Origin of the sequence: Desulfitobacterium hafniense DCB-2 (assembly GCF_000021925.1) — a bacterium.
In the GTDB taxonomy this organism is placed as follows: Bacteria; Bacillota; Desulfitobacteriia; order Desulfitobacteriales; family Desulfitobacteriaceae; genus Desulfitobacterium; species Desulfitobacterium hafniense.
Window position 1 is genome coordinate 3210147 of record NC_011830.1, and the last position, 22374, is coordinate 3232520.

The 22374-nt window shown below is 46.3% G+C and carries 24 protein-coding genes and 1 other RNA gene; 9 read left to right on the plus strand and 16 right to left on the minus strand.

Annotated features, from left to right (window positions below; translation table 11 throughout):
• Positions 1–21 precede the first annotated feature (21 nt).
• Together DHAF_RS14905 and DHAF_RS14910 are read left to right on the plus strand one after the other, a co-directional pair.
• The gene (locus DHAF_RS14905) at positions 22–1071 is read left to right on the plus strand and encodes a phospholipase D-like domain-containing protein (RefSeq protein WP_015944319.1); all 1050 of its coding nucleotides are present in this window, start codon (positions 22–24) and stop codon (positions 1069–1071) included.
• Positions 1072–1281: 210 nt separating this feature from the next.
• Complete coding sequence (locus DHAF_RS14910) at positions 1282–1836, plus strand: hypothetical protein (protein ID WP_015944320.1); 555 nt, start codon at positions 1282–1284, stop codon at positions 1834–1836.
• A 127-nt stretch (positions 1837–1963) separates the two neighbouring features.
• Here the strand turns inward: DHAF_RS14910 and DHAF_RS14915 are convergent, their stop codons facing one another.
• The 3 genes from DHAF_RS14915 to DHAF_RS14925 all read right to left on the minus strand — a co-directional run bounded on the left by DHAF_RS14915 (position 1964) and on the right by DHAF_RS14925 (position 3433).
• The gene (locus DHAF_RS14915; RefSeq protein ID WP_015944321.1) at positions 1964–2617 is read right to left on the minus strand and encodes a histidine phosphatase family protein; all 654 of its coding nucleotides are present in this window, start codon (positions 2615–2617) and stop codon (positions 1964–1966) included.
• A 103-nt stretch (positions 2618–2720) separates the two neighbouring features.
• A non-coding RNA gene (gene ssrS / locus DHAF_RS14920) (6S RNA) lies at positions 2721–2899 on the minus strand.
• A 51-nt stretch (positions 2900–2950) separates the two neighbouring features.
• On the minus strand, positions 2951–3433 hold the full coding sequence (locus tag DHAF_RS14925; protein WP_005812048.1) for a hypothetical protein: 483 nt from the start codon (positions 3431–3433) through the stop codon (positions 2951–2953).
• A 181-nt stretch (positions 3434–3614) separates the two neighbouring features.
• Between DHAF_RS14925 and DHAF_RS14930 the strand changes: the two genes are divergently transcribed.
• On the plus strand, positions 3615–3983 hold the full coding sequence (locus DHAF_RS14930) for a TIGR04086 family membrane protein (protein ID WP_005812046.1): 369 nt from the start codon (positions 3615–3617) through the stop codon (positions 3981–3983).
• Positions 3984–4097: 114 nt separating this feature from the next.
• Positions 4098–4556 (plus strand): formylmethanofuran dehydrogenase subunit E family protein, encoded by a 459-nt coding sequence (locus tag DHAF_RS14935; RefSeq protein WP_015944322.1) that lies wholly within the window; start codon positions 4098–4100, stop codon positions 4554–4556.
• Positions 4557–4650: 94 nt separating this feature from the next.
• On the opposite strand, the gene DHAF_RS14940 is transcribed toward DHAF_RS14935, so the two are convergent.
• The 5 genes from DHAF_RS14940 to DHAF_RS14960 form a co-directional block, all read right to left on the minus strand.
• Positions 4651–4851, minus strand: coding sequence for a hypothetical protein (locus DHAF_RS14940; protein ID WP_015944323.1), 201 nt, complete (start codon positions 4849–4851; stop codon positions 4651–4653).
• Positions 4852–5073: 222 nt separating this feature from the next.
• Positions 5074–7188, minus strand: coding sequence for a cell division FtsA domain-containing protein (locus DHAF_RS14945; RefSeq protein ID WP_015944324.1), 2115 nt, complete (start codon positions 7186–7188; stop codon positions 5074–5076).
• A gap of 72 nt (positions 7189–7260) precedes the next feature.
• Positions 7261–8232: a 6-phosphofructokinase gene (gene pfkA, locus DHAF_RS14950; RefSeq protein ID WP_015944325.1), complete on the minus strand. Its 972-nt coding sequence runs from the start codon at positions 8230–8232 to the stop codon at positions 7261–7263.
• Positions 8233–8244: 12 nt separating this feature from the next.
• Positions 8245–9234 carry a DnaA/Hda family protein gene (locus tag DHAF_RS14955; protein WP_015944326.1) on the minus strand — a complete coding sequence of 330 codons (990 nt, stop codon included), beginning with the start codon at positions 9232–9234 and terminating at the stop codon, positions 8245–8247.
• 115 nt (positions 9235–9349) lie between these two features.
• Positions 9350–9859: a peptidylprolyl isomerase gene (locus DHAF_RS14960; RefSeq protein ID WP_015944327.1), complete on the minus strand. Its 510-nt coding sequence runs from the start codon at positions 9857–9859 to the stop codon at positions 9350–9352.
• A gap of 155 nt (positions 9860–10014) precedes the next feature.
• On the opposite strand from DHAF_RS14960, the gene DHAF_RS14965 reads away from it, so the two are divergent.
• Genes DHAF_RS14965 through DHAF_RS14980 form a run of 4 tightly spaced genes read left to right on the plus strand, consistent with a single transcriptional unit; the run spans position 10015 to position 13102 of the window.
• Positions 10015–11001: a metal ABC transporter substrate-binding protein gene (locus tag DHAF_RS14965; protein ID WP_005812034.1), complete on the plus strand. Its 987-nt coding sequence runs from the start codon at positions 10015–10017 to the stop codon at positions 10999–11001.
• A 60-nt stretch (positions 11002–11061) separates the two neighbouring features.
• Positions 11062–11817, plus strand: coding sequence for a metal ABC transporter ATP-binding protein (locus tag DHAF_RS14970; protein ID WP_015944328.1), 756 nt, complete (start codon positions 11062–11064; stop codon positions 11815–11817).
• A complete protein-coding gene (locus tag DHAF_RS14975; protein WP_005812031.1) occupies positions 11801–12658 on the plus strand; it encodes a metal ABC transporter permease in 858 nt (285 codons plus the stop codon). The genes DHAF_RS14970 and DHAF_RS14975 overlap by 17 nt, the downstream gene beginning before the upstream one ends.
• A 6-nt stretch (positions 12659–12664) precedes the next feature.
• Positions 12665–13102: a Fur family transcriptional regulator gene (locus DHAF_RS14980; protein WP_005812030.1), complete on the plus strand. Its 438-nt coding sequence runs from the start codon at positions 12665–12667 to the stop codon at positions 13100–13102.
• Between the two features lie 7 nt (positions 13103–13109).
• Here DHAF_RS14980 and DHAF_RS14985 read toward each other — a convergent pair whose 3' ends face one another.
• The 8 genes from DHAF_RS14985 to DHAF_RS15020 form a co-directional block, all read right to left on the minus strand.
• Positions 13110–13727, minus strand: a complete 618-nt coding sequence (locus tag DHAF_RS14985; RefSeq protein ID WP_015944329.1) for a DedA family protein — start codon at positions 13725–13727, stop codon at positions 13110–13112.
• 726 nt (positions 13728–14453) lie between these two features.
• Positions 14454–15833 carry a SpoVR family protein gene (locus tag DHAF_RS14990; protein ID WP_015944331.1) on the minus strand — a complete coding sequence of 460 codons (1380 nt, stop codon included), beginning with the start codon at positions 15831–15833 and terminating at the stop codon, positions 14454–14456.
• 46 nt (positions 15834–15879) lie between these two features.
• Entirely contained in the window at positions 15880–17010 is a 1131-nt protein-coding gene (gene yhbH / locus DHAF_RS14995; protein WP_005812024.1) for a sporulation protein YhbH, read from the minus strand.
• A gap of 12 nt (positions 17011–17022) precedes the next feature.
• Entirely contained in the window at positions 17023–18924 is a 1902-nt protein-coding gene (locus DHAF_RS15000) for a PrkA family serine protein kinase (RefSeq protein ID WP_005812023.1), read from the minus strand.
• A gap of 207 nt (positions 18925–19131) precedes the next feature.
• The gene (locus DHAF_RS15005; protein WP_015944332.1) at positions 19132–19344 is read right to left on the minus strand and encodes a hypothetical protein; all 213 of its coding nucleotides are present in this window, start codon (positions 19342–19344) and stop codon (positions 19132–19134) included.
• 147 nt (positions 19345–19491) lie between these two features.
• Positions 19492–20025, minus strand: coding sequence for a cob(I)yrinic acid a,c-diamide adenosyltransferase (cobO, locus tag DHAF_RS15010; RefSeq protein ID WP_005812021.1), 534 nt, complete (start codon positions 20023–20025; stop codon positions 19492–19494).
• A 4-nt stretch (positions 20026–20029) separates the two neighbouring features.
• Positions 20030–20557 (minus strand): hypothetical protein, encoded by a 528-nt coding sequence (locus tag DHAF_RS15015; RefSeq protein WP_011459909.1) that lies wholly within the window; start codon positions 20555–20557, stop codon positions 20030–20032.
• An 85-nt stretch (positions 20558–20642) separates the two neighbouring features.
• A complete protein-coding gene (locus DHAF_RS15020; RefSeq protein ID WP_005812017.1) occupies positions 20643–21914 on the minus strand; it encodes a tetratricopeptide repeat protein in 1272 nt (423 codons plus the stop codon).
• Between the two features lie 132 nt (positions 21915–22046).
• Here DHAF_RS15020 and DHAF_RS15025 point away from each other — a divergent pair, with 132 nt between their 5' ends.
• Positions 22047–22298 (plus strand): hypothetical protein, encoded by a 252-nt coding sequence (locus tag DHAF_RS15025; protein ID WP_015944334.1) that lies wholly within the window; start codon positions 22047–22049, stop codon positions 22296–22298.
• The last annotated feature ends 76 nt before the right edge of the window (positions 22299–22374 follow it).

Consider the following 22374-nt stretch of genomic DNA (forward strand, 5'->3'; position numbering starts at 1 on the left):
TACATAGGAGTCGAAGAGCTTATGAGGAAACGGTTTCTCCCGCTTATTCTAATTCTTTGCCTTTTCCTTACAGGATGCTCACTAGATATAAAGAGCCTGTTTGTAAAAGAGGAAGAGGTCCCTCTATCCAACCTTTCTGCTGAAGCCCTGTATTTTGACGGTAAGGCCGCACGGGAAAAAACTAAAGAGCTGATCACCTCAGCCCAGAAATCCATCTATGTAGAGCAAAAGATCTTTTCCGATCCGGAACTTAAGGCCCTGATCATCCAAAAAGCTGCCAGCGGTATCGAAATAAGAATATTGCTTGACCAGTTTGAAACTCCCAATAAAACCACTCTCAATGAATTTAAAAGCAACAATATCTCCGTACAGTATTACCCTGCCCAAAAAGGACAGACCAATGAAGCTAAATTCCTAATCGTGGATTTAAGAGAGGCTATGGTCTATTCTTTCCCATGGACTGAGAAAGGGTTTAATTCTCATAATCTAGCCGTTCATTTATCTGAGCGTTCCGCCTGGAAACTGGCCAGCACCGTGTTTAATCGGGATTGGATTTTTACGACAACCCTATCCCTGGATATCCCTAAAACCACTGAATTAACTGAAGATAATATCTCCGTTCTGGCCAATACCAATATAAAACAGAAACTTCTTGACCAAATTCAAAAGAGCACTACGAATATTTGGATCATTGTTTCCCATGTGACCGATTCAGATATTCTCCAAGCCTTGGTCGATGCCGCGGCCAAAGGGGTGGACATTAAACTCATCGTGGACTCCGGTATTATGCCGAAGAGTTACCAGGGTGATATCGAAAGTCTCCAAGCTGCCGGTGTTCAGATTCGGTATTATGATTCGTCCGCCCATCCTCCTCTTGAGATTAATGTAGGGATTTTCGATCGCCAGACGTTTATCTTTAGCAGTTCCGGATGGGGGTATAAGGCCTTTGTGATGAACCATGAAGTCGCCATTTTGGTTCCCTCTCCCGCGGCCAGCCAGGAGCTCATCGTGAAATTTGACCAGGACTGGTTGAATAGCTCACCCACGCCTCCCGGGCAGGAGCCGGGCTGAAAAACTCACCAGGATCTGATGAAAATTCACAGATATATACGGCTTCCTCAAAAATTGAGGAAGCCGCACCTTTTTTCCAGAAGAAATTACCAGAAAAAACGGATTGAATTTACCTCTTGATCTCATCATAGTTATAGCTAAAGAGAGTTATACATAAAGTGTTCGCGCTTCAATAATACCCATGTAAATTGACTTATATGAGGAGAAAGCATGATGAAGAAATGGACAAGTCTTGTCGCTGCTGCCGCTATCGTTGTTTTGCTTGCCGGTTGTTCCGCAAATGCTAACCCGCCCCAGGCTCCGCAAGATTCCGTTGACCAACAGACACCACAGCCAGTGGAAACGGCTGACAACCCAGTGGTAAACGAAAGCATACCTTTTACCAGTCTGGAAGAACTGAAGGAAATGTATGCGGTTACTAAAAATAATTCTTATCAAGGGGTAGCAGGGGCAAATACTGTTTCAATAAACCCTGAGTTGCAGAAGTTTGTTGATGCTCCTGTACATATCACTCAAGAAGGCTTCGATAGTCTATCTCTTGAAGACCGTAAGCTATACGCCAAGATTTTGTTAAGATATATGGATGTAAATGCAAAGGAGCTTGGACTTTTAACAGACAGTGATGGAATCAAGTTTGAATTGACAGAAATACCAGGATATTGGCTCGTAATGCCAGAAACGCTTGCTGGAAGTGCAGCGTATTATTGGCCCAAAGACAATCATTGGGGACCGGAACCGTTTTCACCGGATACTCCGAAAAGATAGTATTATGAAATGAAGCAGAAATACGACCCTCCCCCTAAAACATCGGGGCGAGGGTCGTATTTTTATAAGCTCTTTAGGAATGCTCTATCAAAACTACAAGTTCTTCAGTAGCCAGAGACTACTCTGGCTATTTTTTTGAGGTAAAACCGCTGGTCGGCTTAATATCATCATCCAAATGAGTGTGATCGGCAAGTAGAATGGGGTAAATGCGGCCATCTTCGTAAAACTCAAAAATATTCACTGCCGTATTATGCTGCCAGGGAACATCGTTCCATTGCTCCACCGGAATCCCCAAGGCTTTCTTAACAATGAGCTGCAGGGTCATGCCATGGGTGACGACACAGAGAGTTTCACCGTCATGAAGCCGGGGCAGTTCCTGCACAAACTGCCAAGCCCGTTCGGAGACCTCCCACATGCTTTCTGCTCCAGGAATCTGTACCTGATGGGGTCCGGTGTCCCACAGGGAAAAAAGCTCTGGATGAAGCTGCCGCAAATCCCACCAATTCTTACCCTCCCATTCTCCGAAGGATAATTCCCGCAAGGCCGGATCGAGGAGAATTTCTTCTATGCCAACTGCCTTGCGGATTTCATCGGCCGTGGCCCGGGCACGGGGCAAGTCGCTGGAATAAATACGGGTGATCCCTTCTTTGCGCAAGCGCTGCCCCACCTTGCGAGCCTGGAGAATCCCCTTTTCTGTAAGCGGAGAATCCATAGCTCCTTGGACGCGGCCTTCAATATTCCAAAGGGTTTCGCCATGCCGGGTAAAGATTAGTTTGACCATTTTGCCCCCTTATGAATTTTTATTTAAGGAATTTTTTAATTAAGTCTAAGACTATTATGACATAATCAGCCTCAAAAATAAAACAATGGTAGGGAAACTCCCTACCATCCCCGCCTTGCCGTAAAACTCCAGGTTTCTGACCCTGCTCTCGCAGGTGGGCACCTAGATAAACGCTTCCACCTTCCCCTACAAGTGGGGCCTGATGTACTGGGCTCATCATATCAGTTCCCTTGTCATAAATAGGATCAAAACCAAGATATTCTACGAACAACGCAGGATTCACATTTATTATATCACTAATACTTTAAAAAACATCATGAAAGAGTTGGAAATTTATCTTTTATACAGCTTGTCTTCAATTTCTGCCATACGATCCTGAAGCAGTGCGATCGTCATTTCCTGCGCTCTTAATCTACGGCGCAGACCATCGATAAGATGTTCCAATTCCTGTACTCTTGACTCACTCGCCAGGGCAGAGGAACCGTTGCCCGAATCGCTGGCTGGAGCAGGAGAGAAATCACTGGTAGACTCGTACATTGGCGGGTCGGGCTCTGGTGCTCCAGGTAATGCCTCAGCCGTTTCAGCTTCCCCTTGCAATAGCTTGAACAGTCCATAGCGAGTATTGCGACCTGGTTTTACTCCAAGCCAGCCTTCCTCAGTTAAAGCCTCAATGGCCCGTTTCATAGTGCTGCTCGCCGCTCCGGTCTCCCGTTGAATTTCCGCAAAGGAGATTTCAAATTCTTTTCCATCATTTCTTTTGGACTGTTTTTCGAAAAACTCCTTAAATCTTTGGTTAGTTTTGTCTCTTAAGGCCAAGAAACCATCTCCCCTGCCTAATAATACCGATAATTCTTATCTTATTATAACCCCTTTTCTAGAAAAATCCAATTATATCAGTAGATTATTTATTCTTTTTCACAATTAGGTCCTATTTTATTCCTTCGCATACTCTATCCAGTTAATGCATAGATTCTATTAGTCGAAGGAGGTATGAGATATGCCCAAATCCTTTCACTTCGGGTTAGTTTTCAAAGGCATTTTGCTTGCAGCCGGGATTGCCCTGTTGATTTCCTTAATTCTTGGTTTAGTACTCACCTTAACCCCGCTTCAAGAATCGTCCCTGGTCTATAACATCATTCTGGGCATGAGTGTGTTTTTGGCAGCGGCCATCACAACCTATCGTGCCGGTATGAAGGGATTGTTTTACGGCATTAGTATCGGAGCCGGCTTTCTACTGCTATTGCTCCTCTTATTCACTGTCTTAAGTCCTGACACACCATCCTGGCTGAATTTTGGCGAGAAGTCCATCATCATCCTGGCAGCCGGCGCAGCAGGCGGAATCATCGGAGTTGTAGCCCGGGGATAGAACTCCTCTTTGTGAACAGTCTTTTTTGAGAATTACCATAATTGACTTTCAAATCCCTCCTTTTAGCGTTAGAATAAAAGTAAGACTAACAAAAGCAATCGGGAGGGAATTTTTATGTGCGTAGAAAAAACCCCTTGGGAACTTGTCATAGACTTTCATGGACATACTTGTCCAGATATAGCTCTCGGTTATCGGATCGCCCAGTTGGCGCAAAGGGAGATGGGAATACGCCCCGCTCCTGACTCGGAATGCCTTGTCAAGGCCTATACCCAATCCTGTGCCCTGGATGCCATACAGGTCTTGAATAAAGCCACCATTGGACGGCATGCTCTGATCATCGAAGAGACTCACCGTTATATGTATCAATTCCACTTTACAGGCACTCAGGACATTCATCAATTTACTGTTTCCCCAGCTGTTCTTGACCACCTGGAGACATTGCGGCACCCTGATCTAAGCCCCCGGGAAAGACAGAATAAGGTCTTGGAAGGAGTCCAATACGTGCTTACCTTAGAGGAATCAGCTTTTTGCCATTATGACAAAATTCCGGGACAACTGAGTAAAATAGTTTAAGTAAAATAACTCAAGTGAAAATAGCTTAAGGAAAGAGGCTGTTGCTTAACGAACGTACCGTTCATTTTGCAACAGCCTCTTCTTTTCCTTGCGCTTAACGAGCATTCAACTTGGAATAAAACTTATCATGCTTCGATGCATCAGGCAGATTAGCGAGCCGGGGTTCTTTACCTTGCGGCTTTTTCACTTGTTCATAGTAACTTGAATGTCTTGATTTACTGGTCCATTTGTCAGAAAGTAAGAAAATAATGAGAGCAGCCAGAGCAACTATGCCCATAATCCATTGAAATAACATAAATGACACCTCCACTATCATTTTATGGTCTAACGTCAGAATGTCAAGAGTAGAAAATCAACCATTCACCGAAAATTACAGACCGTTGAAGGTTTTTTTACTGACAATAGCCTGGCAGTTAGTTATACTAAGTTCAAACACTCCTCTACCCTTTTCCACCCGGGCAATAGCCCCTTCCCCCATCAGAAAGATGAGGGGGTTTTTTTTGCGCTTTTTTATTGTTTATAGGGCACTTGCAACTTGTTCCCAATGAATCTCGATCCGATCCCCCGGTATAAGAGGAGTAGTAAACTCGGCTTCTTGATTATTTCTTTTTAGAGATAGGCGGGCGTTAGCAGGAACATCCTGAGGAATATTAACATAGGGCAGTAATTCTGAAAGCAAAGGCATGGTATCATACCCCTCAACGCTGAGTTCCATACCATCTACTACTTTTTCCTGATCTGAGAGAACCCGGCCCCGAGAGAGTATACGGAAAATTTGCGGAGGATATTCAACCTCTTGCCCATTAACGTAAAACACCATGGGAGTGGGTTTGAGCTGCAAATCCTTGATATAGACTTCTTTGACCAGGATAACAAGATCATCTCCATCCTTGAGCATGCGCTCAAGATCAACTTTTTGCTGATTAATGTAAAATTCTTTATGAATAGGGATAACCTTTTCTTCTCCGTTTATTTTATACCGAATCTCAGATAAACTATACTGTTTATCATTTAAAAAATGCAGCAAATCCTTAAGGGTCTGATTTTGGAACACAGTGATCTTCGCCCCATCCGGAACATCCCCGTCTCTTGTCACAGGACGACCGTTGCAGAAGATTTGGGCGGTAAACACCACGGATTCACCATTCACTTTGATCTTCTTTTCTGGAATGGCTGGAACCAAGTCGGCAAAGGTTGCCTGGGCATTCTCCCCATCCTGTGCCGGTATGAATTGAATTTTATCGCCTGGTTTTAATTCATGGTCTAATTTCACTTCTTCCCCGTTCAGGAAAAACTGAGCAGGTTTACTGAATTGCCCCTTGCTGACTTTAATGTCTCCATTCAGCTCAACAGTTAAAGCTGACCCCGGCCTGCCTACAAGGAGCCTCGGCGTAATTCCAGCCGCCAGCAAAGCATCGGATACTGTGGCTAATTGCAACTCAAAGATCTGCACAGTGAGATCATTGACATGAACGGAAAAATACTGCAGCCCTTCCCCTTCTATCGTGGAAATGCCAATCCCTATAGGGGTAATGGCATCCGGCCCTTTGAGGGATTTTTCACCCGATACCCCTTGGATTCGCTCGCGAACCTGAATCCCTACCCTGTTTCTGGGTAATTCAAGAAGATCGGATAAAGCTTCTGCCAATAATGGTGTCTGACTTCCCCCCCCGATCAGAATAATGGCGTGAGGATTTCCTTGGTTCAGGCGCAGAATTTCATCCGCCAGCTTTTGAGCCAGTTCAAGGACGACCGGTTGGATCTGCTCCAGAACCTCTTCCTTATTGACCGTCGTTTTCATGCCCAGAAAATCCGTAAAGGTCACTTTGGTCTTGGTGTTTAAACTGCGCTTGATTTTTTCCCCTGTTTGAAAGTCCACTAAAAAATGCTGGCAAATTCTCTCCGTAATCTCATCCCCAGCCATGGGCACCATGCCATAGGCAAAAAAGGAACCGGACTTGGTTAAGGCTATATCTGAAGTTCCCGCACCCACATCCACCAGGGCCAGGTTCATACGCCGCATATCCGGCGGTATAGCTGCTCTTCCTGCCGCAATAGGCTCCAAGGTCAGCTCCCGCATTTCCAACCCTACTTTGGAAATCACCCGGGTTAAGCCATCGACCACCGTTCGCGGCAGGAAGGTGGCGATCACCTTAACCTGAGCCTCCTTCCCTCTTTGTCCGCTGAGACTGGAAAGGCTCTGACCTTCCAGGAGGGATTCAATGGTGCTGTAGCCGACACAATGGTAGGGAATGATTTCGTCTTCGGCTTGGACCTCCCGCAATGCTTTTTGAACAGCTTCCATCTCCAAAGCAAAGATATCTTCTCGTTCCCAAATCATGGGGATGAGTTCAGACTTCTGGGCAGTGGCCACAGCCGTCTTCAAAGCCCGGCCGGCTGCCGCCACCGAAACATAGTGCAATTTGCTCTTTATCTTTTCTTCAAGCTCCTCCTTGACCCGTTGCACCGCTTGAGCGACTTCTTCTATGTCATGAATCTGCCCGTCGTACATGGCCCGCTGACGATGCTCTGTTTGGGCTCTGGCTATAATATGATAACCACCGGGAGCTTTTTCCATAATGAGCCCCATTACCAAACGTGTTCCTATATCCAATGCAAATACTTGTTCCACGTTGATCACCTCAAAGGCAAGAATTCTACCTGCGCTTCCTGATTTCCTCTATAGACCGCTGATTTCTTTTGCTCAGATAGCCAATTGATTGGCCAGATCATAGAGAACTTTGTTGAAGGGTTTGCGCTCACCATAAGCCACCTCCAAAGGCAGGGATTGGATTTCCTGGTTGACACAGGCTGTCATCCGATCGGTTTCCCCGGCGCAGAGTATCTCCACTGCTTTCCCGCCCATTTGCGAGGCCAGGACCACATCGAGGGCACTTGGATTGCCGCCCCTTTGGATATGGCCTAAGATGGTGACCCGGGTTTCAAAGCCGGTTCTCTGACGGAGTTCTTCCCCCAGATTCCAAGCACTCATAGCCCCTTCTGCCACCATAATGATACTGTGATGTTTGCCCCGTTGGTGGCCGCGTTCCAATTTCGCGACAATATCATCCAGATCCGGTTCGATTTCCGGCACAAGGATGGATTCTGCACCGCAGGCTACGCCGGATTGCAAGGCGATGTTGCCGCAATCCCGTCCCATGACTTCCACTAAAAAGGTTCGATCATGGGATGTTGCCGTATCCCGGATTTTACTAACCGCTTGAACCACATTATTGACGGCAGTATCAAATCCGATAGTTAAATCCGTGCCGGTAATATCGTTATCAATGGTACCCGGTATACCGACGATGGCTATTCCTTGAGCAGACAAGGTCTGTGCTCCCCGAAAAGAACCATCCCCCCCGATCACAATCAGCGCATCGATACCGCGATAACGCAATTGAGCCGCGGCGTTTTTTTGTCCCTCCGGGGTGAGCATCTCCTGGGAACGTGCGGTCATGAGCATGGTACCGCCCCTATGAATGATATCCGCTACTGCTCCCAGATGCATGGTTATGAATTCCCCATGAATCAGGCCTTCATACCCCTTGCGAATCCCAAAAACCTCAAGTCCATGATAAATTCCCTTGCGAACCACTGCCCGAATGGCCGCATTCATTCCCGGAGCATCCCCCCCGCTGGTAAGAACAGCGATCTTCCTGACGGTATTGGTCATCGTTCTTCCTCCTCATCTTTCCGTTTTTTCATCGTCCGGAGAATTAAAGTACTTCACTAATGACTCAAGCATTTCCCTTAGCTCAGGGTTCTTTTGGACAGCTTCCTGAAACTGCTGATAAGATTTCATGATGCTGCTATGGGATTTATTCAAGGAAGCGCCGATTTCCGGATAAGAAAGCCGGCTAAGGCTGCGTATCCCGTAAATTGCTAACTGTCGGGCTTGCCGAACCTCCGGCGTTCGAGTGGTGCTATAAATAGCTGCCGCGGCAACCCCGGTCAGCTCGGCCACTTTCTGAATAATATTTTGTGGAGAAGGGCGGAGTCCCTCTTGGTATCTGCGTTCCTGGAGATAAAGCAATAAAGCGTCATGGTCGAGGGCACTGTCCGTCCGATTGGCAAATTGGATGAAGCCATTCATAAGGCTTTGAGCTTCTGGAAAATTAGCGGCCTCCTCAGCCATTAATTCTAAAACCAAATCCTCTACAATCAAGAATTTGCCATAAGCCATCTGCCGCAGGTAGTTCAGCATATCCTCCGGAGTGGGCTGCAAAATAGGAACAACCAGGCCTCCCCGCAAACGTGAGCTGAGTTTCTCACCAAGAAACCCCAACTGGGAGGGGTCCCCGCGGAAACCACAGATGATACGGCCATTCCTTTGAAAAAGAGCTTCATAAGTATGATAGAATTCTTCAATGCTGCGGGTCTTTCCTTTTAACACTTCTATATGATCCATGATCAATACCCCAGGGGTACGGAGCCGCAGGCGAAATTGCGACAGGGTTCCTTCTTGTGCCGCAAAAGCATAATTCTTGACAAAGTCCTGGGCGTCTATATAAAGGATAGTTTTTTTCTCCTTTAGCCGTTGGCAGCACTTCACAAGAAGGGTTGATTTCCCGACCCCCTCAGGTCCGTAAAGCAACGTGGAAAAAAAGGCATCATCAGGCTCATAGGCCTTGAAGGTTTTTTCTGCCATCCGATTAAATTCTGATGAGAGCCACATCTTTTTCTCCTCCTACTCCTCAGGATGTCTGCATCGCCGCGGCAAGAACATTTTACAGAAGGAAAAAGAGGGGGTATTCCCTCTCCTTTTCCATGTCATGCTTATGTAGTTCTCTTTAAATAAATTCCACCGTAACTTTCTTCATTTGCTGGTCTTCTACAGGTTTATCCCGATAGTCCCGCTTGACATTGGCAATGCGATCCACTTCCTCAATGCCCTCAATGATCCGACCAAAGGAAGCATATTGACCATCTAAGTGAGGTGAGTCAGCGTGCATAAGGAAAAATTGGGACCCGGCTGAATTGGGATTGGCTGTACGCGCCATAGAAATAACTCCACGCTCATGTTTTAGATTATTGGGAAAGCCATTGGCAGTAAATTCCCCATTAATGCTATAACCGCATCCACCCATACCAGTGCCCTGAGGATCTCCTCCCTGAATCATAAAGCCGGGAATAACCCGATGGAAGATAATTCCGTCATAAAAGCCTTTTTCCACTAAGGAAACAAAATTCTTCACTGTTTCCGGTGCAACATCAGGGTACAGCTCAATTTTAATGGTGCTGCCGCTTTCCATTTCAATAGTTACCACCGGTTTTTTGTCATTTAAATCGTGTTCACTCACTGTGCATCCTCCTAAAAAAAATCACTTCCTTCCTGATTATAACCATTTTTCGCCTCATTTACCACTTCTACATTTTCCTTAAAGGATAATTTGACATCCCCTGTATTTTCAAGTACACTTTCTTATTGAAATATTATATCAATAAGGAGGAACCTATGCGTTCGTTCGTTAAACATTCCCATTGGCTAAAACTATTCCTGATAGCTTCCCTTGTCTTCTTGGCAACAGGATGCTCTGCTGAAAAACCTGTCAGCACCATGAATCAGAAGGTCGTCATTACCAGCATTTCCCCTCTGGCCGATCTGATTAAAAATGTAGGTGGAGAGAGCATCCAGGTGATCAGTTTGGTTCCGACCGGGAGCGATCCCCATACTTACGAACCTACGCCCGAGGCGGTACGCCAGGTGACCGGGGCCAAGCTCTTCTTCGCCAACGGGGTCGGCCAGGAAACTTATTTAGAAAAGCTCATCACCAATTCTCAGAATAAGGATCTGCGCACGGTGATTCTGGCCGATGGATTAGAGATACTGGGCATTGATGACCATGATAGTGACCATGAGGAAGAGAGTGCTCACGACGAAGCTGAAGTCCATAGAGAAGGTGATGGCCATGACCATTCCCAGGGAAACCCTCACCTTTGGCTGGATGTAAAAAATGCCCAACATTATGTAAAATCTATTCGTGATGCCTTGATTGAGACCTATCCCCAGGATCAGGAAATTTTTAAAACCAATGCCGAAAACTATCTGCGGGAACTGGAAGCATTAGATCAGTGGATACAGGAACAAATTCTTACGATTCCCCAGGAGAACCGGGATTTGATCGTCTACCATGATGCCTGGGTCTATTATACAGAGCGGTACGGACTCACTGTCCTGCGGCCGGTGGTTCACGGAGATGAGTCTGAACCTTCGGCAAAGGATTATGCTCAGCTCATCGAATTGATTAAAGAGCATCAGGTCAAGGCTATCTTTGGTGAAGTGGGTTTCAATACCAAGCTTGTTCTGCAACTGGCCCAAGAAACCGGGATTAAGGTCGTGGAAGATCTGTATAATGATACTCTTGGCGTTACGCCGGAAACCGACAGCTATATCGGGATCATGAAGCACAACACCACAGCCATTGTCACAGCGCTTAAGTAATTTCACCTTAGTCATTCCACATCAGCCTAAGCCACCCTACATCAGGAAGAAGGTTTTACAATGTTGGCCGTTGAGTTTGATTCCTTTTCCTATTCACTTCCCCAACGGGATATTTTGTGGGATATCAATCTGCGCATTGCCAGCGGGTCCTGCGTCGGCATCATCGGCCCTAATGGCTCTGGAAAGTCCACCTTGATTAAAAGCATTGTCGGCCTGAATCAGGCCACTAAAGGAAGCGTTAAGGTTTTTGGACAGCCGCCGACTCGGGAATGGCGGCGCAAAATGCAGTTAGGCTATGTCCCACAGTTGAAAACCATGGATAAAGATTTTCCGATTTCGGTCTATGAGGTGGTTCTGTTAGGCCGGACCGGACGGTTAGGTTGGTTTAATCGTCCCCGAGCCGAGGATCATCATCTGGTGGAGCAAGCCCTAAGCAAAGTTAATATGTTGAATCTGAAGGATCGCCCGATTGGCCAGCTTTCCGGAGGCCAGCAGCAAAGAGTCCTGATCGCCCGGGCCCTGGCCACGGAATCCCGTCTGTTGCTATTGGACGAGCCGGCCACAGGGTTGGATATCCCTTCTCAGCAAAGCATTTTTGGCCTGATTGAGGACCTCCACGGCGATGGCATAACTATCCTTACCACTACCCATGATTTAGCGGCCTTGGAGTATCATCATTTTGATTTGATAATTTGCCTCAATCAAACGGTTATCGCTTTTGGTCCTCCTCAGGAGGTTTTGGTCCCGCATATTCTGGAGCGCACTTTCATGGGAAATCAGCTGGGAGGGAATATTCCATATGCATCTACTTATTGAGCCTTTGCAATATGCTTTTATGCAGCGGGCCCTCATCGGCACCATTGCTGTGGCAGTGCTTACGGCAGTCGTAGGAACCTTTGTGATCTTAAGACGTCTGGCCTTTATCGGCGAAGGTTTAGCACATGGTTCTTTAGCGGGGTTAGCTATCGGCTATCTCCTGGGCTGGAATTTATACATCGCCGGCAATATCTATACCATAGGTCTTGCCTTATTTATTGGTGCGCTTCATGAGAAAGCCAAAGTCAGCCTGGACACAGCCATTGGCATTCTCTTTTCCACTTCCATGGCTTTAGGGGTAGCATTAATCAGCTCCTTAAAATTCTATTCAAGCAATTTGACCGGCTATCTTTTCGGTTCGGTATTATCCATCGGTTCTTTTGACTTGATGATCATTGTTGGTTCAACATGTGTGATTCTTGCCATTCTTGCGGTATTCTACAAAGAATTCGTTTATTATGCCTTTGATCCGGAAATGGCCGAAGTGACAGGGTTGCCCCGTGCACGCCTGCATTATGCCATGCTGGCCATGATCGCTGTGACCGTAGTGGTGGCCTCTCAAACCGTTGGCATTATTCTTGTCACCGCACTGCTGACTATACCTGCCGCGTCGGCTTTTCAGTGGACTCATTCCCTGAAGAAATTAGTGCTGCTCTCTGTATTTTTTGGATTAATCAGCGCCATCCTCGGCCTTTATCTCTCTTATTATTTAAATGTGGCTTCCGGAGCCAGTATCGCTCTGACAGCAGCCGTAATCTTTTTACTGAGCTTTCTCTGTTCGCCCAAACGAGTCAGCCTGGGCCGCAGTTTTGGCCGTGTAAAGACCTCAGAGAAAGGGTGAACACAAATGGACTACAATGAGATCATCCAACTCATTCAAGAAAAGGGCTATCGCCTTACTGACCCACGTAAAAAAGTTATCCGCATCTTAACCAGCCATTCTGAATTTTTAGGTGCTTACGATATTCATAACCTTCTTCAGCAGGAAAATGTTCCTATTGGTGTCGCCTCCATCTATCGTGTGCTTAGTTTGCTCAAAAGCTTAGGTCTACTGAGATCTGAAGAATTCAGTGCCGGCGGCGAAAAATATCGTCTGGAAAGCTTGGCATCTCATCACCATCATTCACACCAGCTGATCTGTTCCCAATGCGGTCGTACTGAAGAATGGATAGGGGAATGCCCCATCTCCAACATCGCCGGGAAGCTTGAGCAAGACAGCGGGTATCAAATCGAGGAGCATTGGCTCAGATTTTTTGGAGTATGCCCGTTTTGCCGCAAAGAATAGAACCTTTTTACCGCCTTTTGCGGCCCTTGCGCTTAAAAAAGAAATAACCTATGCCTGCCAGGATGAGCACACCAATCACTAGATCCAGGCGGTGGAATAATGGCTTAAGTGAGTTCCAGTTAGCGCCCAGCTTTTCTCCGACGATGATTAAGAACATACACCAGGGCAGTGCCCCCAGTACTGTATAGATGGCCATTTTCACGGCACTCATTTTTGCTATACCGGCGGGCAGGGATATGAAGGTTCGTATCACGGGCAGCAGACGTCCCACTAAGACGGTAATTTCCCCATGCCTGCTGAATAAACGCTCAGTCCACTGCAATTCCTTTTCCTTGATAAAAAAATAATGTCCATAACGCTGAATAAAAGGCCGGCCTCCCCGGACACCCACATAATAGGCGACGAGACCGCCAAAAAGATTGCCTAAGGTTGCCGCTAAAGTAGCCGTCCAAAAGTCAAAATGACCTATGTAGACCATATATCCCGTAAAGGGGAGAATGATTTCACTGGGGAGAGGGATACAGGCACTTTCGATGGCCATGGCCAGAAAGACGCCAAAGTAGCCCAGGCTGGAAATCAATTCGACGACGAACTCTCCCAGTGTGGTCAGCAATTGTTCTAACAAGAGGGGTCCTCCTTTCTCCGTAGGTAGAGCTTTCTTTAGGGTCATGCCTCTGAAGCTGTTTTGCGCAAAAGTCCTGGGGAATTTCTCCAGGATTTTGCTTTACAGCGGTCGCTCCATAAGCTGTGCGGACAAAACTACCGCTCAAAGCCCTCCGCTCCGTCGGGTACCCGGCCAAATCGCTCCTGCTCAATGGCCGGTTGGAAACGTCCTGTTTCCAACCCGACTCCGCTGCAGGCTTTTCGCGAAGTTTTGTTTCCGCTCGCTTAAATTCGCTCTCTTCCGTAAAGCAAAATCCTTGGGCTGCTTTGCAGGTGTTTGCATGCAGGCTTTGCGGGATGAGTCGCGACCCAAGCTGTTTTTTCCGTCTTGCCGACGCCGCTGGGGGCGGCAGGGTCGGCGGCCCAAAGGGGGCCCGCAAGCAGTAGCTTTACGTACAAAAGCGGACGGATTTAGCGGAGGGGCGGTCAGGTCAACGAGGCTTTCTTAACATAGCGGAGCCACGGTTCACATCAGGTATTACCCTGAGGTTTGGCGGCGAAAGTGTCCAGTGGACAGTTTCGCTCAAGGCGGCATGCTACAAAGCCTACTTATCCGCCGCAGATGCTGTTAAGAAAGCGAGTTGACCAGCGCCGGAGCTATGGAGTACGCGTTGTGCGTAAAGCTACGCGACCCGAGCCAAGACCTTTTACCCCTCTGCCGCAGATACCCCCGGCGGAAACAGCTTCATTATTGTTCCTCTTTCTGCCTATCCTGAACTTTTGCCATGCTCTTCCGGGAAATACCGCTGCTCGTGCATTCGAAAAGAATCTTTTTGCCATCCACCACAGTTTCCAGATAAACACCTTTGCCCCACAATGTCTGCAGCAGCTGCAAAGTTCTTTCCAGATAAACAATGTCCAAGTCGAGTCCCTCATGACCATGAACAAGATAGAGCCCGCCTTTTCCCTCGTAATCCCCATCCATGACTAAAATACGGGGATGGCCGCCATGGACCAGCTGCTTAACCAGGTTATCGCGCACCTTCTCCCAGGCGGTATCCATGACTTGCCAGTGGGCACCTACCTTACGATAATTAAAGAGGTTGAGTTCCTCAACCAGTTCTTGATTGAGATAATTGCGCACAAAGGAAATGTCATTCTCCATCTCTCGTATTTCAAACAAAGTTTCCCAGTCATAATGCTCAGCAAGATGGTCCCATATCTTAACGCCTAAGTAATAGGGATTGAGCTGCAGCTTTGCAGGCTGTACGACTTGACTGTGCATTACGGCAAAGTCTACCGCCTCGGCGTCAGTGAGGTCCAGTTCTCTCATAATTCGTGAATGCCAAAAGGTGGCCCACCCTTCATTGATGATTTTTGTTTCGATCTGGGGATAAAAGTATAGGGATTCTTCACGGATCATACTCAATATATCCCGCTGCCAATCTTCCAGGCTTGAAGAGTGAGTCATTAAATAAAGCAGCAGGTCTTCTTCCGGTAATCTTTCCTCAGCTTCATCATCAGTTTCTCTATCCCAAAGATCTGCATATTCAGTTAGGTGGACGGAAATTTTCTTTTGCGCTCCGCCTTTTTTGTTGGAGTCTTCGGCAGAGCTTTTTTGAGGCCCTAAATGGGCTCTGAAATCCACATGCTCTTGGATGGCTAATACCGCATCTAAGGTTTGTTCCACCTTATCCCGGCCATGCTCCAGTTCGTAGTCCCGCATGCGCCGGGCATGAGCTTCCATGCGCAGCACCATGTCCTGAGGGGTTCGTCGGAAATAGCGGTTATGCTTAAAAAAATCCACATGAGCATAGACATGGCCTATGACCAGCTTGTTCTGGATTAAGCGATTCCCTTCCAACAGAAACGCATAAGATGGATTCGAGTTGATGACGAGTTCGTAGATCCGGGTGAGATTCAAATCATACTGCATTTTCATACGATAGAAAGCCTTGCCAAAGCTCCAATGTGTGAAACGCACCGGCATCCCATAAGCCCCAAAAGAATAAATCGCTTCAGCCGGGCAGACCTCAAAATGCACTGGATAAAAGTCAAGCCCCAGGCCTCTGGCCACCTTGGCAATTTCTTGAGCATAATAGCTGAGTTCTGTCACCTCATAGTCCATAGACACCTCTCCTGACTTTTTTCATCCTCTGCCGGCGCCGGCACGGCTAAGAAAATACCGTTTTCAGCGCTTCATAAACTTCTTGGCGATCGCGAATCGTGACAAAGCGGAGCTTAGGATCCGTAATACGCTTTAGAGAGGACATGAGGGTGCTGGAGTAGTGGGTTCTGAGAATCTCGCCATAGCCAACTACCTGACTCACGTCCACAAGCTTTTGCATCAGATTCAAGGACCGGGTGTTGTCTGAGCCAATATTATCGCCATCAGTAAAATGAACCGGATAAATATTATAGTGGGCAGGAGGATAATCCCGCCGGATAATTTCTAAAGCCAGTTGATAGACGGAGGAACAACGAGTTCCACCGCTTTCTCCCCGGGTAAAAAACTCCTCTTCCGTGACTTCTTTCGCTTCAGTGTGATGGGCCAAAAAGCGCATTTCCACATTTTCATACTTTTCCCTTAAGAAACGCACCATCCAGAAAAAGAAGGTTCGTGATATATACTTTTCAAACTGACCCATGGACCCTGAGGTATCCATCATAGCCAGGATAACGGCATTGGTTTCATAGTTAGGATGAGTTTCCCAGGTCTTAAAGCGCAAATCCTCAGGAAGTATTTTGAGGTCTTGATCCTTGCCGGCCAAGGCCTGCCGTTTGATGCTTTCGATAAGAGTGCGTTTTTTATCAATATTGGCCATCAGGCCTTTCTTGCGAATATCTTTAAATTCCGGTTTATCATGAGCAATCAAGGGGCGTTTTTTATCATCCAAATTAGGAAGCTGCAATTCCTCAAAAAGAAGTGTAGCCAGATCCTCATAAGTGACTTCAGCCTCATAAATATCGACTCCCGGCTCATCTCCGGCACCCGGACCTTTACCGGCCCCTTGTTTGCGCTGGCTTTCCCGAGCCAGGATATCGCCATCCTGCATTCTTTTGCTTCCTTGGCCTGTGTGCTTTTTCTTGTTGTAATCAAAACGAAAGCGAAACTCTTCTAAGGAGCGCATCGGTATTTTGGTAGCCTTTTTGCCATCACTGAGGATGATGCTTTCATCAACGATTAAATCCCCAAGCTGCTTTTTGATCGCTTCCTGAACTTTCTCTTTGTGCCGGTTTTGATCCAGATAGCCTTTGCGATGTAAGCCCCAATCCTCCCGGCTGACAATAATATCATCACTCATGGTTCATCCTCCTTAACGATTGAGGAGGGAGCCGACATATTTGACGATTTCATTGGCACAAATGGGGCAGTACCCATGAAGCTGAATCAGGCGATCCGTCACTTCATTAATGCGGCGCAATTGCTCCTGGTCCGGATGGGATACTGAAGTCGTCACCTTAATCACATCTTTAAGATCGGCAAATAATTTCTTCTCAATAGCCTCTCTTAACCGCTCATGAGAAGTGTATTGAAAAGCCTTGTTTTTGCGGGCATAGATTGAAATGCGGATCAGTATTTCTTCCCGAAAAGCCTTCTTGGCATTCTCCGATACCCCAATCTGCTCTTCGATACTGCGCATGAGCTGCTCGTCCGGCTCTAGCTCCTCTCCCGTAATCGGGTCGTAAAGCTTGCTGGAGTTACAATAGGCTTCTACGTTATCCAGGTAGTTATTGAGTAAGGATTTAGCCGATTCTTCATAGGCATAAACAAAGGCTTTTTGGACTTCTTTTTTCGCTACTTCATCATATTCCTTGCGGGCAACCGCGATGAGATTGACCAGGTTTTCTCTTTCCTCTTTGGTGATGGAAGTATGTTGGGAAAGGCCATCCTTAAGTGCTCGTAAAATATCCAAGGCATTGATACAGGATTTGTGATCGCGGATGAGAGCTGTTGAGATACGATTAATAACATAGCGGGGGTCAACGCCGCTCATCCCTTCTCCCTGCTCTTCACCCTCAGTCATAATATCTTTAATATCCTTCTGATTAAACCCTTCCACATCTTCCCCATCGTAGAGACGCATTTTCTTGACCAGATCCATACCTTGCTTTTTGGAGGGCTTCAGCCGGGAGATGATGCTGAAGACCGAAGCCGTCCAGAGGCTGTGAGGAGCCAAGTGAATCCCCTTAAGATCGCTTTGCTGGATCAGCTTTTCATAGATTTTAACCTCAGAACTGATTTTCAGGTTATAGGGAACTGGAATCACGATAATCCGGGATTGAAGCGCCTCGTTCTTTTTATTGGCCACAAAGGATTTATATTCGTTTTCATTGGTATGGGCGATAATCAGCTCGTCAGCGGAAATCAAGGCAAACCGCCCTGCTTTAAAATTCCCTTCCTGGGACAGGCTGAGCAGGTTCCAGAGAAATTTTTCATCACTTTTCAGCATCTCCTGAAACTCCATAAGACCTCTATTGGCCTTATTCAATTCACCGTCGAAACGATAGGCTCGGGGATCCGATTCTGAGCCGTATTCGGTGATGGTGGAGAAATCGATGCTTCCCGTCAAATCTGCGATGTCCTGGGATTTAGGATCAGAGGGAGTGAAGGTTCCGATGCCTACCCGCTGTTCTTCGGAGAAAATGATCCGCTTGATCGGTACATCCTCTACACGGCCCTGGAACTCTTCTTCCACTCTCAGCCGGCAGACCGGACAAAGATTGCCTTCGATACGAATTCCGTATTGCTGTTCGAATTCTTCCCGCAGGACTTGGGGAAGCAGATGGAGAGGATCCTCATGCATGGGGCAGCCATCAATAGCGTAAACGGCGCCCTCCTCCGTCCTGGTATAGTCCTCCAGGCCCTTTTTCAGCAAGGTTACAATGGTGGACTTGCCCCCACTGACAGGACCCATGAGCAGAAGAATCCGCTTTCTGACATCCAGTCGTTTCGCTGCCGAATGAAAATACTCTTCTACCAGACGCTCCAAGGTTTTCTCCATGCCAAAGAGTTCTTTATTAAAGAATGCATAATTCTTATGATCATTTTCTTCTTTAATCCCTGCTTTACGAATCATCTCATAGATCCGTGCATGGGCGTGCATGGCAAGCTTGGGGTTCTCAACGATCTTTAACAGATATTCCGTAAAGGTTCCGTTCCATGCCAAGGCAGCTTCTCTATCCCGATAATTTTTAAGCCATTGTATTACTTCCATCGTAGTCCTCCTTTTCGCTATACATCATACCTTACAAGGCTTAATCTAAATATATGCCTTAATTAAAAAGAAGAGACATTAGTTTTCTCCTCCCCTGGCGAAACCTTAGCAAAGGTTCAAAGGGCAAAATAAAAACGCCTGCGGCTTTTCAGCTCCACAAGCGTTAATCACAAACTTATTACAAACTTATGCAAGGAATTTATATTACTACTGCAATCTTGTCAAATCTTTGGCGTCATAAGCATATTCTCCAGAAAAGACGTCTAATTGAACCACGAAATACTCACCGAGTTCATCTTTTTCCAAGCGTACCACGGTTCCCATTTTTGAATTATAGGTTAACACGCGGTCGCCACGTTTAAACTTTGGTAAGCGATCCGGGATGCCCGTCTTAATGGATTCATATTTTGCTGCATACATATGACTTACACCTCCGTTTTATGTGAAAGTAATTTCTTGCTCTTATTCTACCATAGTTTTTATTTTAAATCTAGTCATAATTATAGGTAATTTTCTCAAATTTCCGATAATTAATCAAATAGAATAAAATAAAATAAAAACTGTCCTTTAATACTCTATCCCTTTGCGGGCTTGGATCCCCAGCTCATAAGGATGCTTAATGTCCACCATCTCTGTGACAAGATGAGCTTTCTCTATCAGTTGAGGTGATGCATTGCGGCCTGTCATGATAATCTCTACCTGCTCAGGTTTCTGAGCCAGTAGTTCTATGACCTCCTCTTCGGGAATCAGTTCAAACCAGATGGCATTGATGATTTCATCAAGGATGACGATATCCCATTCCCCGGACAGCATGATCTCCCGGGCTCGCTCCAAACCTGCCCGGGCCTCGCGGCGATCATTTTCCTCAGCTTGTCCTTTAAAGACCCATCCCGGTGAGCCGTATTGCTCAAGCCGGCATTCCGGCTCCAGACGTTTCAATCCCTGCAATTCCCCATAATCCTGACGGCCCTTCATAAACTGAAGGATAAAAACATGATAGCCATGCCCCACCGCTCTCAGAGTCAAGCCTAAGGCAGCTGTTGTCTTTCCTTTATTATTACCGGTATAAATCTGAATTAAACCCTTTTCCAGATTAGCCATAAGTTTACACCTGCCTTGACCATTGTTCCAATTGGGGGTGAATATACGCCACATTGGGGCAGTGAATAAGTTCCGGAAACTTCTCGACGATCTGCTGAGTGAAAGCATAGGTAAAAAGTATCTTCATCGCTGATTTCTCATCGGCAGCCCGCAGTTCCACTTTGTCTGGATAAAAATAATAGCTGGTGTTGCTGTCCCGCCACAAGGTCTCCAGTTCCCCACATTTTATTTTAATGATTCCGAACTGTTCAACTTTAATACTGCCAATGCTTGAAAAAGCCAGGGACATTTGGCCCGTTTCCAATGATACTTGCCCTGATTTATGGCGGCAATGGATGAGATGTTCAATGATCAACCGGGCCGGAATAGAAATTTCTTCGAATATTCTCCGATGGTTCCTGACTTCCTCTGCCCATTCTTCGAAATGATGGACATGAACGGAGCGGACTTTAGAAATCTTCTTCAGCGACTGTTCGATCACCTGATGGATATCTTCCAAGCTTTCCAAAAGGAGCATGTCTTCTAATTTCACAGCAATCCCTCACATATCCTTCTCTTGGCTATATCCATATTCTAACCGAAAAATGGAATCTTTCCTAGTATTCCGGCACAATTTATCAATGTTTCTTCTGACGAACCTTGCGGGAAACTCTTTGTACCGCCCGTTCCAAATCCATGGTCTCATACCCGATGTCCCGGGCAATCTCTATGGATTGCCAATAACATTGCAAGGCATCCAGATATTGCTTGCGGCGCTCATAATATTCGGCTAACCGCTGCACTGCATTCAAGGAATGGGCATGATAACCGGCAATCATCCGTTTGGACTCTTTCCGATAGTATTCACTTTCTTCCTCTTCTCCCAAGGCGTCAAGAAGAAAGGCCAAATATTCATAACACTCACCTAAGCGGAGATCGTCTCCCAGAAGCTCAAAAATGGCGGCAGATTCCAAAAAGTACTTTTTAGCCTGGCCGTACTCTTCCTTTCTGACCATAAGCCTCCCTATGCTTTGTAAACGCAGGGCCAGGCTGAGCTCATGATCGGGGCAGCATTTTATAGATAGCTCAAGGTAGTACTGAGCCTCATCCAGGTCTCCTAAGCCTTGCAGAACTTTTGCCATAAAATAGACCGACTCACTGACGTCTTCCCATAAATTATTTCTCATCTGCAGCACAACCGCCCTTTGCAGTGCTGTTAATGCTTCTTCAAGTCTCTGCAGTTCAAACATCATAAAAGCGTAGTATTGCAGGCTGTTGATCAGCGATACTTCTTCTTTGCTCCCGGCGAAGACTTTACAGGAATGTTGTATACATAGTATGGCCTGGTCTTTATCCTCCAATCGATAATGAACTTCACCAATGAGGATACTTAACTCCCCTTCTCCTTTGGGATAATTAAACTTGTGACACAAATTCATGGCTTTCCTGTAAGTATCCTGAGCTTCCTGCCAACGTTCCAGGGCCGAATAAGCCTGACCCAAATCACTGTACAGCATAGCCAAACGAAGGGGCGGCGACTCAGGAGGATATACTTCAATAGCCCGGCGATAGAAGTGCAGGGCGTTTTCAAAATTGTTTTTTTCCACGGCCACACTGGCTAAACCAGCTAAAGCTTCGGACATTCCTTTATAGTTATTGACCTTTTCACAGATTTGCAGAGCTTCCCGGAATCCTTTCTCCGCGATTTCTGTCTTGCCTTGCTTCACTTGAACCGTCGCCAGTAAACGTAAGGAAAAAGCCTTAACTAAGGGTACATCGAGATGGTGGGCGATCCGCACTGCTCTCTTAAAATAATCTTCCGCTTTCACATAATCTGTTTGGCCCAAATAGGCCGTGCCTTTTTCCATTAGGGTTCGCCAAAATTCCAAGCTGTTATCGTTCATCAGCATCCCCTCCGTATCATAGTCATCATATGCAGAGAGGTGCTTTTTGGCGCGAAAACAAGCCTATAGGCGAATTGTTTAACAATCTAGACAGTAAGGTCGAAATATGTTAATCTAAATTACGTAGGAGGTGTTGTTATGAACGCTTATCGTCCTGCTCCGTCTTCCAATTGGGTTATTGTCCTGAAAATTATTCTTTTGATCCTTGCCCTTTATTTTTCGGCGATACTCCTGAGTCATGTTTTTGGTTGGTTTTTCTCCATCGCTTTTGTAGTCATTCGTATTGCCGTTTATTTTGTCACCAGTATCCTGGTCCTTCATCTTTTTCTTAAGCTCCTGTTTGGCTATGATCTCCTGAGATTTATCCTGGGGACACGATTCAGCCGTTAAGAAATGTTCATACATTAAACTATTAAAAGCACCGGCTGGTGCTTTTTCTTTATCACTGAATAATCTCGATGAATTA